Origin of the sequence: Streptomyces antarcticus (genome assembly GCF_026627255.1) — a bacterium.
In the GTDB taxonomy this organism is placed as follows: domain Bacteria; phylum Actinomycetota; class Actinomycetes; order Streptomycetales; family Streptomycetaceae; genus Streptomyces; species Streptomyces antarcticus.
Map to the genome: position 1 here is coordinate 168644 of NZ_JAPNLM010000008.1, position 15662 is coordinate 184305.

General features: G+C 74.3%; 12 protein-coding genes and 1 riboswitch. Of the genes, 7 read left to right on the forward strand and 5 right to left on the reverse strand.

Features of this window, described 5'->3' with window-relative positions:
* The first annotated feature begins 12 nt into the window (after positions 1-12).
* Positions 13-432 carry an RICIN domain-containing protein gene (locus tag OTB16_RS15015; RefSeq protein ID WP_267720649.1) on the forward strand — a complete coding sequence of 140 codons (420 nt, stop codon included), beginning with the start codon at positions 13-15 and terminating at the stop codon, positions 430-432.
* 96 nt (positions 433-528) lie between these two features.
* Here OTB16_RS15015 and OTB16_RS15020 read toward each other — a convergent pair whose 3' ends face one another.
* On the reverse strand, positions 529-834 hold the full coding sequence (locus tag OTB16_RS15020; protein WP_267720650.1) for a 4a-hydroxytetrahydrobiopterin dehydratase: 306 nt from the start codon (positions 832-834) through the stop codon (positions 529-531).
* 186 nt (positions 835-1020) lie between these two features.
* On the opposite strand from OTB16_RS15020, the gene OTB16_RS15025 reads away from it, so the two are divergent.
* Both OTB16_RS15025 and OTB16_RS15030 read left to right on the forward strand, forming a co-directional pair.
* On the forward strand, positions 1021-2796 hold the full coding sequence (locus OTB16_RS15025; RefSeq protein WP_267720758.1) for a hydroxysqualene dehydroxylase: 1776 nt from the start codon (positions 1021-1023) through the stop codon (positions 2794-2796).
* 56 nt (positions 2797-2852) lie between these two features.
* A complete protein-coding gene (locus OTB16_RS15030) occupies positions 2853-3641 on the forward strand; it encodes a helix-turn-helix domain-containing protein (RefSeq protein ID WP_267720651.1) in 789 nt (262 codons plus the stop codon).
* Here OTB16_RS15030 and OTB16_RS15035 read toward each other — a convergent pair.
* Complete coding sequence (locus OTB16_RS15035; protein ID WP_267720652.1) at positions 3627-4049, reverse strand: hypothetical protein; 423 nt, start codon at positions 4047-4049, stop codon at positions 3627-3629. The genes OTB16_RS15030 and OTB16_RS15035 overlap by 15 nt on opposite strands.
* Positions 4050-4637: 588 nt before the next feature.
* Here OTB16_RS15035 and OTB16_RS15040 point away from each other — a divergent pair.
* Positions 4638-6845 carry a PIG-L family deacetylase gene (locus tag OTB16_RS15040; RefSeq protein ID WP_267720653.1) on the forward strand — a complete coding sequence of 736 codons (2208 nt, stop codon included), beginning with the start codon at positions 4638-4640 and terminating at the stop codon, positions 6843-6845.
* A 53-nt stretch (positions 6846-6898) separates the two neighbouring features.
* On the opposite strand, the gene OTB16_RS15045 is transcribed toward OTB16_RS15040, so the two are convergent.
* Positions 6899-8377 carry a glycoside hydrolase family 15 protein gene (locus OTB16_RS15045; RefSeq protein WP_267720654.1) on the reverse strand — a complete coding sequence of 493 codons (1479 nt, stop codon included), beginning with the start codon at positions 8375-8377 and terminating at the stop codon, positions 6899-6901.
* Between the two features lie 290 nt (positions 8378-8667).
* Between OTB16_RS15045 and OTB16_RS15050 the strand changes: the two genes are divergently transcribed.
* Complete coding sequence (locus OTB16_RS15050; RefSeq protein ID WP_267720655.1) at positions 8668-10254, forward strand: DUF6056 family protein; 1587 nt, start codon at positions 8668-8670, stop codon at positions 10252-10254.
* Between the two features lie 204 nt (positions 10255-10458).
* Here the strand turns inward: OTB16_RS15050 and OTB16_RS15055 are convergent, their stop codons facing one another.
* Entirely contained in the window at positions 10459-11304 is an 846-nt protein-coding gene (locus OTB16_RS15055) for a bifunctional 5,10-methylenetetrahydrofolate dehydrogenase/5,10-methenyltetrahydrofolate cyclohydrolase (RefSeq protein WP_267720759.1), read from the reverse strand.
* A gap of 58 nt (positions 11305-11362) precedes the next feature.
* Positions 11363-11456, reverse strand: a riboswitch (ZMP/ZTP riboswitch).
* 57 nt (positions 11457-11513) lie between these two features.
* Here OTB16_RS15055 and OTB16_RS15060 point away from each other — a divergent pair.
* Both OTB16_RS15060 and OTB16_RS15065 read left to right on the forward strand, forming a co-directional pair.
* Positions 11514-12275: a class I SAM-dependent methyltransferase gene (locus OTB16_RS15060; RefSeq protein ID WP_267720656.1), complete on the forward strand. Its 762-nt coding sequence runs from the start codon at positions 11514-11516 to the stop codon at positions 12273-12275.
* A gap of 216 nt (positions 12276-12491) precedes the next feature.
* Positions 12492-14066 (forward strand): RNA polymerase sigma factor, encoded by a 1575-nt coding sequence (locus tag OTB16_RS15065; RefSeq protein ID WP_267720657.1) that lies wholly within the window; start codon positions 12492-12494, stop codon positions 14064-14066.
* 132 nt (positions 14067-14198) lie between these two features.
* On the opposite strand, the gene OTB16_RS15070 is transcribed toward OTB16_RS15065, so the two are convergent.
* The gene (locus tag OTB16_RS15070) at positions 14199-15626 is read right to left on the reverse strand and encodes an amino acid permease (protein ID WP_267720658.1); all 1428 of its coding nucleotides are present in this window, start codon (positions 15624-15626) and stop codon (positions 14199-14201) included.
* Positions 15627-15662 lie beyond the last annotated feature (36 nt).

Consider the following 15662-nt stretch of genomic DNA (forward strand, 5'->3'; position numbering starts at 1 on the left):
GGACTCGCGCGCGTGAACGTCCCTGACGGGACCTACGAGGTCCGCAACGTCGCCAGTGGGCTGCTCCTCCAGGTGGAGGCCGGCAACCGGGTGGTGGTCGCGCACGCCGGGCCGGTGCCGGACGCCGCGCGGTGGGAGGTCTCGCCCGTGCACGCGGGCGGGGGGCTGTTCCACCTGGTGAGCGTCCACAACGGCAGGCGCCTGGACGTGGCGAACGCCTCCACCGAGAGCGGCGCCCGCGTGCAGGTGTGGAAGGCGAACGCCTTCGGGGCGCAGGAGTGGCTGGTCGAGGAGCACCTCGACGCCCCCGGCGTGGTCTCGCTGGTCGCCGCCATCAGCGGTCTCCCGCTGGAGGCGGACGCCGAGGGCCGGGCCCGCCAGTGCGAGGACACCGACTCGCCGGGCCAGTGGTGGCGGCTGGAGCGGGTGTAGCGGCGGCGGCCCCGGCCGTCGGGGCCGCCGCCGCGGGTGGCATCGCCTGCCTCGTCCGCGGCGGGGCGGGGCGGGGCGGCCGGTCGTGCGGCGGCTTCAGCTCGCGCCGTGGGCCGGGGCGAGGGACTCCACGCGCTGGGCGAGCGCGAAGTCGGTCTCGGTGACGGCTCCGCCGGCGTCGTGGCTGTTGACCGACACGCGGACGGTGTTGTAGCCGAGGGTCAGGTCCGAGTGGTGGTTCAACTCGTCCTGGACGGAGGCGATGTGGGCGACGAGGGCGCTCGCGGCGAAGTGCGTGCCCAGCCGGTAGGTGCGGATGATGCGGTCGTCCTCGAAGGCCCAGCCGGGGAGTTCCCGCAGCCGGTCCTCGATCTCCTTCTGTGACAGCGGCTCACTCGGCATCGGGCGGCTCCTTCTCCTCATGACGGGGGTGTCAAGGTTCCCACAGCGTGCGCCGGGGCGGCCCTTTCGCGCCATAGTGCACCCGGGTACTCCTGCGCCTTCCGCGCCGGGCACGCCCCTCATATGCTCCTGCGCCGGACGTGACTGTTACCAGCGGTAACTAGTGGCAGGGGCATGGGCATGGGCATGAAGGACACGGGCAGTTCCAGGCGTACGTTCATCGCGGGCGCGGGGGCGGCCGCCACCGCCGGCGCCCTACCCGCTGCCGGGGAGGCGCACGCGTCCGGGGCCGCAGCCGGTGCGCCGCGTACCGTGGCCGTCCTCGGCGGCGGCGTCGCCGGCCTGACCGCCGCGCACGAGCTGGCCGAGCGCGGGTACGCCGTCACGGTGTACGAGCGCCGGGCGCTCGGCGGCAAGGCCCGCAGCATGGACGTACCGGGCAGCGCCCGCGGCGGACGGCGTCCGCTCCCCGCCGAGCACGGCTTCCGCTTCATCCCCGGCATCTACCACAACCTGCCCGACACCCTGCGGCGCATCCCCTTCCCCGGCAACGCCAACGGCGTGTGGGACAACCTCGTCGCCCCGCGCGAGATGATGTTCGCCCGCGCCGGCGGCCGCGAGGACCTGCGCGCCCCGATCCCGTGGCCCGGCCACTCCCCCGCCGAGCTGACGCCGGAGGAGCTGCGGCGCGCCCTGACCGGGATCCTGCAGTCGCTGGTCCGGCTGCCGCCGCACGAGACCGCGTACTTCGTCAACCGCGCGCTCGTCTTCCTGACCAGCTGCGACGAGCGGCGCGACGAGGTGTGGGAGCGCACCCCCTGGTGGGACTTCGTGCGCGCCGCGCGGATGTCGCAGGAGTACCAGCGCGTCCTCGCGATCGGCGTCACCCGCAACATCGTGGCGACGAAGGCCGAGGAGGCCTCCACCCGTACGGTCGGAACGCTCGGCGAGGCCTTCGTCTTCAACCTGCTGGGGCGCGGCGCGGACGGCCCGCCGGACCGCATCCTGAACCTGCCGACGAACGAGGCGTGGATCGACCCGTGGGAGGCCCGTCTGCGCTCCCTGGGCGTGGAGTTCCGGATCGGCTGGACCGTACGGGAGGTGCGGTACGGCGACGGCCGGGTGAGCGGGGTCGCCGTGTCGGACCCGGACGGCGCCCAGCGGACCGTCACCGCCGACCACTATGTCTCGGCGCTGCCGGTGGAGCACGCCCGCCGGACGTGGAGCGCGGCCCTGCGGGCGGCCGATCCGATGCTGGGGCGCTGCGACCGGCTGAGGACGGACTGGATGACGGGCATCCAGTTCTACCTGACCGAGCGGGCGGAACTGGTCCACGGCCACCTCAACTGCATTGATTCGCCCTGGTCGTTGACGGCGATCCAGCAGGCGGAGCACTGGCCCTCCCGGAACTTCCCCGCCGACTACGGCGACGGCACGGTGGCCGACTGCCTGTCGGTGGACATCTCGGAGTGGGACAAGCCCGGGATCTTGTACGGGAAGACGGCCAGACAGTGCACCCGCGAGGAGGTGGCGCGCGAGGTGTGGGCGCAGCTGAAGGCCTCCCTGAACGACACCGGGAAGACCCTGCTGTCGGACGCGCGGCTGCACTCGTGGTTCCTGGACCCGGGCGTGGACGGCCTCGGCACCCCGAACCCCACCAACGAGGACGAGCTGCTGATCCACCCGGTCGGCACCTTCCACAACCGGCCGACCGCGGGCACCCGGGTGCCGAACTTCTTCCTCAGCGGGGACTACGTGGCGGTCGACATCGACCTCGCGACGATGGAGGGGGCCAACGCCTCGGCCCGCGCGGCCGTCAACTCCCTTCTGGACCATGACGGTTCGGCGGCGCGGCGGTGCACGGTGCACCCTCTGTACCGGGCGCCGGAGGTCGAGTCGGCCAAGCGGCACGACAGGTGGCGCCACCGGCTCGGCCTGCCGAACGTCTTCGACCTCGGGTGAGGCCGGCGCCGGGCTCCGGGCCCCCGGCACCCCCGGCGCTCGGCTAACGTCGGGGCATGACGACGACCGGCGTGGGCGCGCTGTTGCGGACGTGGCGGGAGCGGCGCGGCATCAGCCAGCTGGAGCTGGCGGGCCGCGCCGACTCCTCGTCCCGGCACATCAGCTTCGTGGAGAACGGCAGGTCGCGGCCGAGCGAGGAGATGGTGCTGCGGCTCGCGGAGCACCTCGACGTACCGGTGCGCGACCGCAACGCCCTGCTCGTGGCGGCCGGTTACGCGCCCCGGTACGCGCACACCCCGCTGGACGCCCCCGCGATGGCCGCCCTGCGCGAGGGGCTGGAGCGGCTGCTGACCGGCTACGAGCCGTACCCGGCGCTGATCGTGGACGGGACGTACACGGTGGTGGCCGCCAACCGGGGCATCGCGATGCTGCTGGAGGGCCTGCCGGAGCACCTGCTGACACCGCCGCTAAACGCGATGCGGATCACCCTGCACCCGCAGGGCCTCGCGCCGCGGATCCACAACCTCAAGGAGTGGCGGGGTCACCTGCTGGGCCAGATGGAGCGGCAGATCGCGCTGGCCCGCTCGCGGAAGCTGCGGGAGCTCTACGAGGAGGTGTCGGCGTACCCGGTGGCGGACCGGCCGGGCGACGCGGAGCCGGAGGAGGCCGTCCCGTACGTCGCGCTGCCGCTGGTGATCGAGCACGACGGGCGCCTGCTGTCCTTCGTGTCGTCCATCTCCACCTTCAACACCCCGATGGACGTCACCGTCGCCGAGCTGGCCATCGAGACGATGCTCCCGGCGGACCCGGCGACGGCGAAGTACCTCCGCTCACTGTCGGATTGATCCCGCCCGCACTGCCAGCTGCTGGAGTACGGCGAACGCGGCGACGGTGGCGGCCTGCGCCGGGATCCACACCAGGCCCGCCGTGGTGGGCGAGAGCCAGACGAGCAGCGACACCAGGCTCAGCGCGGCCCAGGCGTAGTTCACCTCGACGACCAGCCGCACCGCGAGGCCGGGCGGCTGCCGCCGCGAGGCCAGCCACCCGACGCCGGCGCCGTACGCGGCCAGCAGGACGCCCAGGCCGAGGAGCAGCCCCTCCCCGACCCCGAGCAGCCGCCCGAGCGCGGCCGGGAAGGCGAGGTAGGCGAGTCCGTTGGCGGTGGTGACCACGGCGTCGAGGGCCAGGAACCGCCGCAGCGCGACCTGCGGCTCGGGGGTGCGGGCGATGCCGCCGAGAAGGGTTGTGGACATGGGGGATCAGCCTCCGTCGAGGTGGGGCGTGCCGTTCGGGTACGGGCCCCGGAGCCGAGTGCGCGACCCCGGAACCCGCACCCCCACTCTGCGGCGCCCCGCCATGGCGGTCGATTACCCGAGAGGTAACGGCCCAGCTCCGCGACCAGCGCCCGCAGGGATCCGGCGACGCCCCGCGCGGCCCGCTGGTCCGGGAAGTCCGACCGGATGCGCCGGTGCAGGCGCTCCGTGACCACGTCGTCGACCACAGCCGCCCTCCCCCTCTTCCTCTTCCTGTCGCGGTTCCGGCCTCCCGGAACCGCGACAGAACCGAAGGGACCAGCATGGCCCGAGCCGGCCGCATCCTGTAGGACGGCGGGGCCCGCACGGAGCCGACAAGCAGTCGGGGCGAGTCGTACTAAATAGGGCATCTCGGGGAAATCGTGCATTCAGTTTGATTGGGGTTCATATGCCGCTTGATGCTGTGTCAGTCGCACACACATCGGGCACAATCGGCCCCGGTCGCCTCCGGAAGCGGTGGAGCCCCCAGGGCACCGACCCGCCCCCTCAGCGGAATTCCGCACCGGACCGATCCTCAAGGCGTTCCCGATGTACCTGGCCAGCCGCACCCGTCTCGCGGCCCTGCTCGCCGCGCTCGCCGTCGGCGCCACCGGCGTGACGACCTGGGCCTACGGGCGCGGCGGCGCGCCCGAGCCGACCGCGCTCGGGGCGGGGCTCCGCCCGAGTGTGACCGAGGGCACGGTCGTCCAGGTCGTCGCGCACCCCGACGACGACCTGTTCTTCATGAACCCCGACCTGAGCCGCTCCATATCCACCGGCGTCGAGGTCGCCACCGTGTACCTGACCTCCGGCGAGTCCGACGGCCGCAACGAGGCCCACGGCCCGCACCTGGAGGACCCCGCGCGCCCCGCCGACCGCGCCGCCTACGCGGAGGCCCGGCAGAACGGCATACGGGCCGCGTACGCGGAGATGGCCACCGGCGACCGCACCAGCGCCTGGCGGCGTACGGCCGTACCCACCGCCGGCGGGGGCAGCGCCGAGGTGGACGTCCTCGTGGCCCGGCCCCACGTCAGCCTGGTGTGGATGCAGTTGCGCGAGGCCCGCAGCATCTCCGGCGACAATCCGGACAGCCTGCGCGGCCTGTGGGACGGCGGGGTGACCGCCCTGGGCTCGCAGCTGACCTCCGGGACGCCGGTCTCGGCTCCGTTCTCCTACACGAAGGAGCAGGCCGTCGAGGCCATCGCGGGCGTCTTCGCGCGGTACCGGCCGACCACGATACGGACGCAGGACCCGACGCCCGGCCGGTCGCCGGGCGGCGCGTTCCTCGACCACCAGGACCACGTGTACGGCGCCCGCTTCGTGCAGGCCGCCGCCGAGCGCTACGCGAAGTCGACGGACGCGGGCGCCGGGGGCGCGGGCTTCGGGGGCGCGGGCTTCGCGGGCCGGCCGCACTTCTCGGTCCAGAACTACGTGAGTTACCCCAACAGCTCCCTGCCCCCGACCCTGGGCCCGCAGGCGGCCGAGGAAAAGCTCGGCTACCTCAAGACCTACGCCTGGACGGACCGCCGGGACTGGTGCGGCAGCCCCGCCGGCTGCGGGGACCGCAAGACCGCGACCCGGCCCACCGGCGCCGGATGGAACCAGGCCATCCGCTACAGCCGGGGCGACGGCACCTCCTGGCTCACCGAGGGTGTCTCCGGCCGCCTGTGGGCCGTCGCCGTCCTGGACGGCCGGATGGCGTACTGGTCGCGCGGCGGCCCCGGGACCCCCTGGCAGGGGCCCCGGTTCCTCCCCGGCGCCGGGATGGACACGGGCGCGACGGCGGCCCGGCTCCCCGACGGCAGGGTCGCCGTCTTCGGCACCCGCACCACCCTGGGCGCCACGCCCGGGGAGTACGGGCGCGCGCTCGTGTACGCCGTCCAGTCGGCACCCGACGGCCCCTTCGGCCCGTGGCGGTCGCTGGGCACCCCGGACACGAAGGACATACCGGGCACTTCGGCGATCAGCGCACCGGCCGTCGCCGTGGACCCCGCGGGCCGGCTGACCGTGTACGTACGCGACTCCGCGCGCACCCTGCGCGCCCGCGCGCAGGCGACGCCCGACGGAGCCTTCGGCGGGTGGCAGTCCCTGGGCGGCGCCGGACTGCAGGGCGATCCGGTGACGGCCACCGACAGCGCGGGGCGGCGCCACGTCTACGCGGCGACGGCCCGGAGCGTGCTGGCCTGGATCCAGCCGTCGCCGGACGCCCCGGACGCCCCGTACACCCCGGATGTCTCGGACGCCCCCCTGCGCGGCCCCTTCCCCACCGGGCTGCCGGCCACCACCGGCCCGCTCTCGGCCAGCCCGCGGGGCGACGGCGTCGGACTGTACTTCCGCCTCCCCGGCACCGGCGCCGTCGGTACCACCCTGGTCACCGCCGACGGGCCCGGACCGTCGTTCTCCCCGGTCACCGGGGCGGGCGGCGAGGGCGGCTACGGCGCGGTCGGCGTCGCGGGGCACCTGCTGACGGGCCGTGCGGGCGCGGGCACGGCCGGCCTGTCGGGGGGCCCCGGCGGCGCGCCGTCCTGGTCCGAGTCCCAGATGCTCTACACGGGCGCACCGGCGGCCGTGGCCCAGCCCGACGGCACGGCCGTCGCCGCCGCCCTCGGCCTGGACGCCGGACTGCACGTCACGGCGGCTCCCCCGGCCGGGTCCGGGCCGCTCGGCGGCCTCCCGCCCTCCTCTCCGTGGCACGGCGCGGTCCCGCCCCCGACGGTCGCGCAGGCCGCGCGCGCCGGCTCCGGGTGGCAGCGCTGACCGGTGGTCCCCGCACGGGGCGGGTCCCGTGGTGACGGTCACCCGCCCTGCCGTTACCACGGCGGGGGCGGGGTGGGGAGCGGAGGGCCGTCGAGCGCCACGAGGGCCAGGACCGCGATCGAGCCCGTCCACGCGAGAGGCGCCACCGACGAGGGACGGCCCTTCTCGTCCACCTTCTCCGGCAGCTCGCCGAGCGCGTTCCGCTTGGAGAGGACCCAGTCCAGGACCCGTCCGGCCTGCGCCGGCCTCCCCGTGCCGGCCCACGCGAGCGCGAAGAACGCCGTACTGGGCGTCCAGGCGTTCCCGCCCCAGGGCGCCGTACGGTCGTTGCCGGGGGTCAGCCCCCCGCTCGGCAGCAGCAGCGCCCGGTACGTGGCGTCCAGCGCCCGGGGCAGGTCCGCGGGGGCCGTGTTGAACGGGGGCGCCATGAACGCCACCGCGCTGTCGTGCCCGTGCCTGCCGTCGGCGGTGCGCTGGTAGCCCAGCGGGGCGAACCGTACGGAGATCGCCGCGGAGAGCCGGCGCGCGGCCCCGGCCCAGCGCGCCGCCTCGTGCGGCCGGTCCGCCTCCCGCGCGAGGTCCGCGGCGGCGTTGAGCCCGGCGAGCAGCGGGGCCGCCGTACCGATGTTCGGGGTGGCCGTCGTCAGCTCCCAGTAGTCGGGGGAGGCAGGCGGCAGCCCGTCCGCCCGCAGGGAGCCCGCCGCGTGGTCGGCCGCCTTGCGGACCATCGGGTAGAGCGCGGCCAGCCGGACCGTGCGGGTGGCGGGCGGGGCCGTCCGGTACCACTGCCAGGTGGCCCAGGGCACCCAGCCCCCGGCGTCGAGCTGCCACCGCCGGCCGTCGGGCGGGCCGGATCCGTCGAGCTTCGTCCGTGCCTCCCAGGTGCCGTCCGCGCGCTGGGTCGCTGCGCTGTAGCGCAGGATCCGGTAGGCCTCGGCGTCGTGGCCGGTGTGCGCGAACGCGGCGGAGGCGAAGCTGGAGTCGCGCGGCCAGGAGTACTTCCACCCGGGACTCCACCCCGCCGCCAGGGCGCCGTTCGGCTGGAGCAGGGCGCGCATGGACAGCAGGGCTCGCTCGGCGGCCCCGCGCTGCGCGGGCGTCCTGCCCGGAACCCGGCCGGAGGCCAGCCAGGCGCGGCTGCGCGCGATCTGCCACCACGCCGGCAGGTGGTCGGGGGCGACCACGGCCGATGCAGTCCGGGCGGCCGGAAGGTACATGAGCCGGCCGGAGGCCAGCCGCAGGACGTTGCTGCCCCGGACGTACCGCGCGCCTTCGGCGACGGACGGCGGGACGCCCTCGGCGGCCGTCGTGTTGGACAGGAGGCCGACGGCGGGGACGGCCCGCAGCGCCATCGGCCCGTAGAGGCGGTCCACCTCGCCGCGGCCGTCGTGGCCCCCGGGCCGGACGAGCACCGGCCGCGCCGCGCCGGAGTCCCGCCCCGCGCCGGGGCCCCCGGCGGCGCACACGGGAACGGCGGCGCACGCCAGGGCCGCCGTGACGACCGCCCACCGGACGAGCTGGACTCCGGGCACCGCCGCTCCCTCCGCCGGGCCCGCGGGGCAGCGGACCTGGAGTCCCCATCCTGGGAGCGCCGCGCGGAGGCCGCCACGGATGGCCCGCCGCCCGGGTGAGGGCGCCCCGGCCGTCCGGAGGGTGCGGGGGCGCGCCGCGCCGGGGCCCGTACCCCGTCCTGGCCCACCCCCGGATGCCGGTGGCGGAGGGCCGTGCACATCATGGGTGTTCGACGGGCCGTGCGATCACCGCCGCCGGCGGGGCGCACCGGCCGCCGCCGCTGCCGGGCCCCACTGCGAAGGAGTGGTGGATGAGCACCGCCGCGGTCGAGGACGAGCACGAGGAGGAGGGCGTACGGGCCCCTGCCTCCGGGACGGGCCGGAGAGCCGGAGGCCGCCCCCTCCTGCGCGGGCTCCTTCCGGTGGCCGGGGCGGCGCTCGTCGCGGCGGCGGGGGCGCTGACGGCCGTCGGCTGCTTCCTCGGCCTCTACCTGCGGCCCACGTCCGACGACTGGTGCGCCGCGTGGAAGGCCCGCGACATGGGCGTCCTCGGCATCACCTCCGACTTCTACTCGACGCAGAACGGCAGGATCGCCAACGCCTTCCTCAGCGGCGTCGTGTACGGCGACGGACTGGCCGGGATGAAGCTCCTGCCGACGGTCATCGCCGTCTCCTTCACCGTGGGACTGGTCCTGCTCGGACGGCACTTCACCCGCTTCCTCGGCGGCAGGCCCCCGGTGCTGGTGCTGACCGCCTGCGCGCTGGTCGTCCAGGCGCTGCTCTACTTCGCGGGCACCCGCGGCTACCAGGTGCTGCTGTGGGCGCCCGCCACGATCTCCCACACCCTTCCGAGCGTCATCGGCCTGTGGGCGTTCCTGCTGGCCGTCCGGACCGTCGGCCATCCCCGCGCGGGCGTCCGTACGGCCGGCTTCGTCTCGGCGTTCCTCATCGCCTTCGCGCTCGGCACCCTGAGCGAGCCGTTCGCGCTCGTCAGCGGGCTCCTCGCCGCCGGGGTCGGGCTGCTCTGCCTGCCCCGCCTCGGCCTGGCGCGCAGCCGGCGCCCGTTCACCTGGTGCCTGCTCTGGTGCTCCGGGCTCGTCTGCGGCCTGGCCGTGCTCTACACCTCCCCGGGCGCCCGGTGGCGGCGGGCGCAGCAGCCGGACAAGGAGTCGCTGCTGTCCGCGGGTGAGCTCCGGGGCACCGTCAGGGACTGGCTGTACATGTGGGACTCCGTCAGCGGCCAGTGGGCCTACCTCGGAGCCGTCGCCGTCGGTGTCCTCCTGGGGCTGGCGAGCCGGCTGAGCGGGACCGCGCCCGGAAGGCGGGAAGCGCGGGAGGCGCGCGCCGGGGGGGACCTGCGGCGGACCGTGCCGCGCAAGGTGCTGGCGGCCCTGCTGCTGCTCCCGGTGCCCGTGGTGGTGCTGGGCTCGTTCGCGGTGGTGGTGGGCCTGCGCAGCGGGTACGGCCCGAGCGGGTGGACGTACGCCCGTACGTGGACGAGCTACCTGGTACCGATGCAACTGGCCCTCTGCGGCTACGGCGCGCTGCTGGGCGCATGGGGCGCCCGGTGGCTCCCGGCCCGCCTCGAGCGCCGCACCGCCGACGCGGTCCTCGCCGTCGGCGCCGTCGTGGCGGGCTGCCTGGCACTGGCCTCGGTAGCCGTGCTCGTGCCGAACGTACGGCAGCTGACGACCGCAACGGTCACCCGCTCCGTGGCCTGGGACGCCCAGGACGCCCGCATCCGCGCCGAGGTGGCGCGGGGCTCCTCGGACGTGGGCTACCGGCCGCTGTACATCGGCAGCCTCGCCGAGCCCTTCTTCACGGGGGCCTACGAGCGGGACTGGGTCGCCGCCTGCGTGTCGCGGTGGTACGGCGTCGACCGGATCCACCGCGACTGACGCGCGGCCCGGGGCGGGCGGCCCGGCGTCCCCCGGGGCGCGTACGGGGCCGGGGGGCATCAGGCCGTCCGGACCGGGACGGTGTGCGTCCGGGACGCGGGGCCTCGCCGGTGAGGGTCTTCAGCCGCCGGGTGAAGACGCATACGGAACGCCCCGGACCGAAGGGCCCGGGGCGTTCGCCGTGCGCGGTGCGCGCGGAGCGGGTCAGAGGTCCGCGAGGTCCAGCCCGGCCTGCGCGGCGGCCGCCTGGACGGTCTGCTCCAGCAGGACGGCGATGGTCATCGGGCCGACCCCGCCCGGCACCGGGGTGATCAGCGAGGCGCGGGCGGCGGCCGACTCGAAGTGCACGTCGCCGACGTTGCCCTCGTTGTACCCGGCGTCCAGGACCACGGCGCCCGGCTTGATGTCCTCGCCCCGGATGAACTCGGCCTTGCCGACGGCGGCGACCAGCACGTCCGCCTGGCGCACGATCGACGGGAGGTCGACGGTGCGGGAGTGACAGTAGGTGACGGTGGCGTTGCGCTCCAGCAGCAGCATCCCGGCCGGCTTGCCGAGGATCGCGCTGCGGCCGATGACGACGGCGTGCTTGCCGGTGAGGTCCACGTCGTAGGCCTCCAGCAGGCGCATGATGCCGCCGGGGGTGCAGGAGACGAAGCCCGGCAGGCCGAAGCCCATGGCGGCGAAGGAGTGCATGGTGACCCCGTCGACGTCCTTGGAGGGGGCGATGGCCTCGAAGGCGGCGCGCTCGTCGATGTGGTGCGGGACGGGGTGCTGGAGCAGGATGCCGCTGATCTCCGGGTCCGCGGAGAGCGCGGTGAGGGCGGCCACCAGCTCTTCGGTGGTGGTTGCGGCCGGCAGCTCCACGTGGCGGGAGGTGATGCCGGCCTTGGCACACCGGTTCTGCTTCATGCGGACGTACGTCACCGACGCGGGGTCCTCGCCGACCAGGACGGTCGCGAGGCAGGGCGCGGTGCCGGTGCGCGCGGTGATCGCGGCCGCCAGTTCGGCGGTCCGCTCCGAGATGCGGCGGGCGAGCGCGGTGCCGTCCATGAGCTGGGCACTGGTCTGGGCGGTCGTCACGGGGTCTCCTGAACGTCGCTGCGGGATCGCGGTTCGCCCAGGCGCGCGGCAGTCGGCGTACACACGTACGCCGGGCCGCTCCCCGGTGGTGATCCACCCGAACGCCAGTCACGGCCCGGCGTCCACTGTAGTCGACATATCGGGTGGTTGACCGGTGCCCGACCTGGGACGATCGAGGCATGACGCGTACTTTCGACCATCTTGTCGGCGAGGCCGAATCCGTCTCGGTGGACGGCTGGGACTTCTCGTGGCTGGACGGCCGCGCCACGGAGCAGCGCCCCTCCTGGGGCTACCAGCGGCTCCTGGGCGAGCGGCTGGCCGGGGTGGGCTCCGTCCTGGACATCCAGACCGGCGGCGGCGAGGTCCTCGCCGGGGCCGGTCCGCTGCCCCCGCTGACGGTCGCCACCGAGTCCTGGCCGCCGAACATCGAGAAGGCGACCCGGCTGCTGCACCCGCTGGGCGCCGCGGTGGTCGCGGACGCCGACGAGCCGCCGCTGCCCTTCGGCGACGAGGCCTTCGAGCTGGTGACCAGCCGGCATCCGGTGACCGTGTGGTGGGACGAGATCGCGCGCGTCCTGCGGCCGGGCGGCGCGTACCTCTCCCAGCAGGTCGGTCCGGCGAGCGTCTTCGAGCTCGTCGAGTTCTTCCTCGGCCCCCAGCCGGAGCGGGTCCGGCGCGGCCGGCACCCCGACGACGCGGTCGCCGCGGCCGCCGCGGCGGGCCTGGAAGTCGTCGAACTGCGCTCCGAGCGGCTGCGGACGGAGTTCCATGACATCGGAGCCGTGATCTACTTTCTGAGGAAGGTGATCTGGATGGTGCCCGGCTTCACGGTCGGGCAGTACCGGGACCGCTTGCGCGAGCTGCACGAACAGATCGAAAGCGACGGCCCGTTCGTCGCGCAGACCGCCCGCTTCCTGATCGAAGCCCGCAAAACGGGCTGACGAAAAGCGCGGACGGATCCACGCCGGATCGGTTGCGCGGCCACAGCGTGGCGCAGGTCACTCAATTCAGCGCGTAACGAATCTACTCGGGCATGCGATGAACCGACAGGTGTCCTCGCGCGGCCCCGGAATACAGACCCCCCTCGGGTCTGTTTCCCGAGTTCGCGCGATGATGTCCCGCCCACCCCCTTATTTGTTCGCAACGAGAGGCTCCTTGTGTCGCTCAGCCCGTCCCGTACGTTCCCTCCGGAGATCGCCGAATCGGAGGCCCTCGTCGCGCTCGTCGAGCGCGGCCGCGAGCAGGGTCACATCAACGGTGACGACGTGCGCCAGGCCTTCGAGGCCGGTCGCATCCCGGTGGACCAGTGGAAGCGGGTCCTGCGCAGCCTGAACCAGGTCCTGGACGAGGAGGGTGTCGCCCTTCACGTCAGCGCGGCTCCCGCCACCAAGGCCGCGGCCAAGAAGCCCCGCAAGGCGGCCGCCGCTCCGGCACGCGCCGTGACCAAGAAGGCGGCGGCCGCGCCCCGCCCCATCGGCGCGCGCAAGACTGCCGCCACGGCCACCGCTGCGGCGATATCCGCTTCGCCGGCCGCCGCGACCGAGGACGAGGCGGCGGCCGACGCCATCGCCGAGCCGAAGAAGCGCACGGTCAAGAAGACCGCCGCCAAGAAGACGGCCGTGAAGAAGACGGCCGCCGCCAAGAAGACCGGTGCCAAGGACGCCGCCGAGGGCGAGACCCCCGCCGTCGGCGAGGACTGGGCGGCCGAGGACCTCGCCGACGAGGCCGAGGAGGGGACCCCCAAGCCCGGCGGCACCGCGGGCTTCGTCCTGTCCGACGACGACGAGGACGACGCTCCGGCGCAGACGGTCATGGTGGCCGGCGCCACCGCCGACCCCGTCAAGGACTACCTGAAGCTGATCGGCAAGGTGCCGCTCCTCAACGCCGAGCAGGAGGTCGAGCTCGCCAAGCGCATCGAGGCGGGCCTGTTCTCCGAGTACAAGCTCGAAGAGGAGGAGGACCACAAGCCCGCTTTCAAGCGCGAGCTGGAGATCCTCGTCGCGGACGGCCGCCGGGCGAAGAACCACCTGCTGGAGGCCAACCTCCGCCTCGTGGTCTCCCTCGCCAAGCGCTACACCGGCCGCGGCATGCTCTTCCTGGACCTCATCCAGGAGGGCAACGTCGGTCTGATCCGCGCCGTGGAGAAGTTCGACTACACCAAGGGCTTCAAGTTCTCCACGTACGCGACCTGGTGGATCCGGCAGGCGATCACGCGTGCCATGGCCGACCAGTCGCGCACGATCCGCATCCCCGTGCACATGGTCGAGATCATCAACAAGCTCGCCCGCGTGCAGCGCCAGATGCTCCAGGACCTGGGCCGCGAGCCCACTCCGGAGGAGCTGGGCAAGGAACTCGACATGACCCCCGAGAAGGTCATCGAGGTCCAGAAGTACGGCCGTGAGCCGATCTCCCTGCACACCCCCCTGGGTGAGGAGGGCGACAGCGAGTTCGGTGACCTCATCGAGGACTCCGAGGCGGTCGTGCCGGCGGACGCGGTGTCCTTCACGTTCCTCCAGGAGCAGCTCCAGTCGATCCTGGGCACGCTCTCGGAGCGCGAGGCGGGCGTGGTCTCCATGCGCTACGGCCTCAACGACGGCCAGCCCAAGACGCTGGACGAGATCGGCCGCGTGTACGGGGTCACCCGTGAGCGGATCCGCCAGATCGAGTCCAAGACCATGTCGAAGCTGCGCCACCCGTCGCGTTCGCAGGTGCTGCGCGACTACCTCGACTGAGTCGGCCCGGCCTCCCGGGCCGGCCGGAAGACCGGCCCCCGGGGGGTGAACGGCGGGGAGGCACCCTGCGGAACCAGGAAGGCGTGCTCGCGCCGGATCCGCGGGGTGTTTCCGGCTGTCCGCGGCCGCGCGTCAGCGCTCGGAGGCCGTGCGCCGCTTCCGGGCCGCCATCGCGGCGTACACGAGGACGCCCGCGAAGAGGAAGAGCACGCCCTGGTAGACCGCGGCGTAGCCGGAGCCGGCGACCAGCCACAGCGAGAAGCCGAAGGCCAGGCCGGCCAGGGCGGTGTCGCGGACCAGGCGGCCGCGGTGCACGCGCTCGGAGCGGCCGGAGAGCAGGAAGTAGATCTGCGCGGCGGCTGACAGGAGGTAGGGGACGGTCGCCGTGAAGGTGGTGACCAGGACCAGGACCTCGAAGACGCCCTCCGGGCCGGCGGTGTGGTTGTAGACGGTCAGGGCCGAGGCGAGGGTGACCGTGACGAGGACGCCCACCACCGGGACGCCGCGCCTGCGCTTCGCGAAGACCTTGGGGAAGAGCCCGTCCTTGGCGGCGGCGTACGGGGTCTGCGCGCTGAGCAGGGTCCAGCCGTTCAGGGCGCCGATCATCGAGACCACGGCGGCGCAGGCGACCAGGGTGCCGCCCCAGGTGCCGCCGAACATGGCGTTGACCGCGTCGGTGAAGGGGGCCTGGGAGGTGACCAGGGTGTCGTGGGCGACCAGGCCGAACACGGAGAGGGTGCCCAGCAGGTAGACGGTGGCCGCGCCGGCGGTGCCGAGGATCGTGGCCCGGCCGACGTTGCGGGCCGGATCGCGGACCTCGCCGGCGCTGACGGCGGCGGACTCGACGCCCAGGTAGCTGAAGAGCAGGATCGCCGCGGAGGCCGAGACGGCGCCGGCCGCGCTCTGGTCGGTGGCCCGGAAGGGGCCGAGGTTGGCCGGGTCGAAGAAGAACAGACCGCCGACGGCGACGAGCAGCAGCGGGGCGAACTTCAGCACCGTGGCGACCAGTTGGACGGCGCCCACGTAGCGGGTGCCCGCGAGGTTGGCGAGCGCCGGGAGCCACTGCACGGCGAGGGCCGCCAGGCACATCGACCACGTGTGGTCGCCGACGGCCGGGAAGAGCACGGTGAGGTAGCCGACGGCGGCGACCGCCAGCGCCGCGTTGGAGACCCAGGCCGTGATCCAGTAGCTCCAGGCGGCCAGGAAGCCCGCGAAGTCGCCGAACGCGGCGCGGGCGTAGACGTACGGCCCGCCGGTCCGCGGGTGGCGCCGCGCGAGGCGGCCGAAGACGAGGGCGAGGGCGATCGCGCCGAGGGTGAGCACGGCGAAGGCGACCAGGCTGATCGTGCCGAAGGGTGCCACCGAGGCGGGGAGGAGGAAGATCCCGCCCCCGATGATGTTGCCCATGACCAGGCAGGTGGCGACGGGGAGGCCGAAGCGGCGGGCGTGCCGGCCGTCCTGCGGGTGGGGCTCCGGGGTGGCGGGGTCTGCGGTGGCTCCCCGGGGCGCGGTGTCCTGCGGGGCGTCGCCCCTGGTGGCTGGGGCTGCGGTGCTGGTCATCGGTGGTGCGCCTCGGGATGTCTCACATGGTGGGCA

Bases quoted from the DNA above. Each gene is read 5' to 3' on its own strand.
- OTB16_RS15020 (WP_267720650.1), bottom strand. From the start codon at position 834: ATGCCGAGTGAGCCGCTGTCACAGAAGGAGATCGAGGACCGGCTGCGG.
- OTB16_RS15025 (WP_267720758.1), top strand. From the start codon at position 1,021: ATGAAGGACACGGGCAGTTCCAGGCGTACGTTCATCGCGGGCGCGGGG.
- OTB16_RS15030 (WP_267720651.1), top strand. From the start codon at position 2,853: ATGACGACGACCGGCGTGGGCGCGCTGTTGCGGACGTGGCGGGAGCGG.
- OTB16_RS15035 (WP_267720652.1), bottom strand. From the start codon at position 4,049: ATGTCCACAACCCTTCTCGGCGGCATCGCCCGCACCCCCGAGCCGCAG.
- OTB16_RS15040 (WP_267720653.1), top strand. From the start codon at position 4,638: ATGTACCTGGCCAGCCGCACCCGTCTCGCGGCCCTGCTCGCCGCGCTC.
- OTB16_RS15050 (WP_267720655.1), top strand. From the start codon at position 8,668: ATGAGCACCGCCGCGGTCGAGGACGAGCACGAGGAGGAGGGCGTACGG.
- OTB16_RS15055 (WP_267720759.1), bottom strand. From the start codon at position 11,304: ATGGACGGCACCGCGCTCGCCCGCCGCATCTCGGAGCGGACCGCCGAA.
- OTB16_RS15060 (WP_267720656.1), top strand. From the start codon at position 11,514: ATGACGCGTACTTTCGACCATCTTGTCGGCGAGGCCGAATCCGTCTCG.
- OTB16_RS15070 (WP_267720658.1), bottom strand. From the start codon at position 15,626: ATGACCAGCACCGCAGCCCCAGCCACCAGGGGCGACGCCCCGCAGGAC.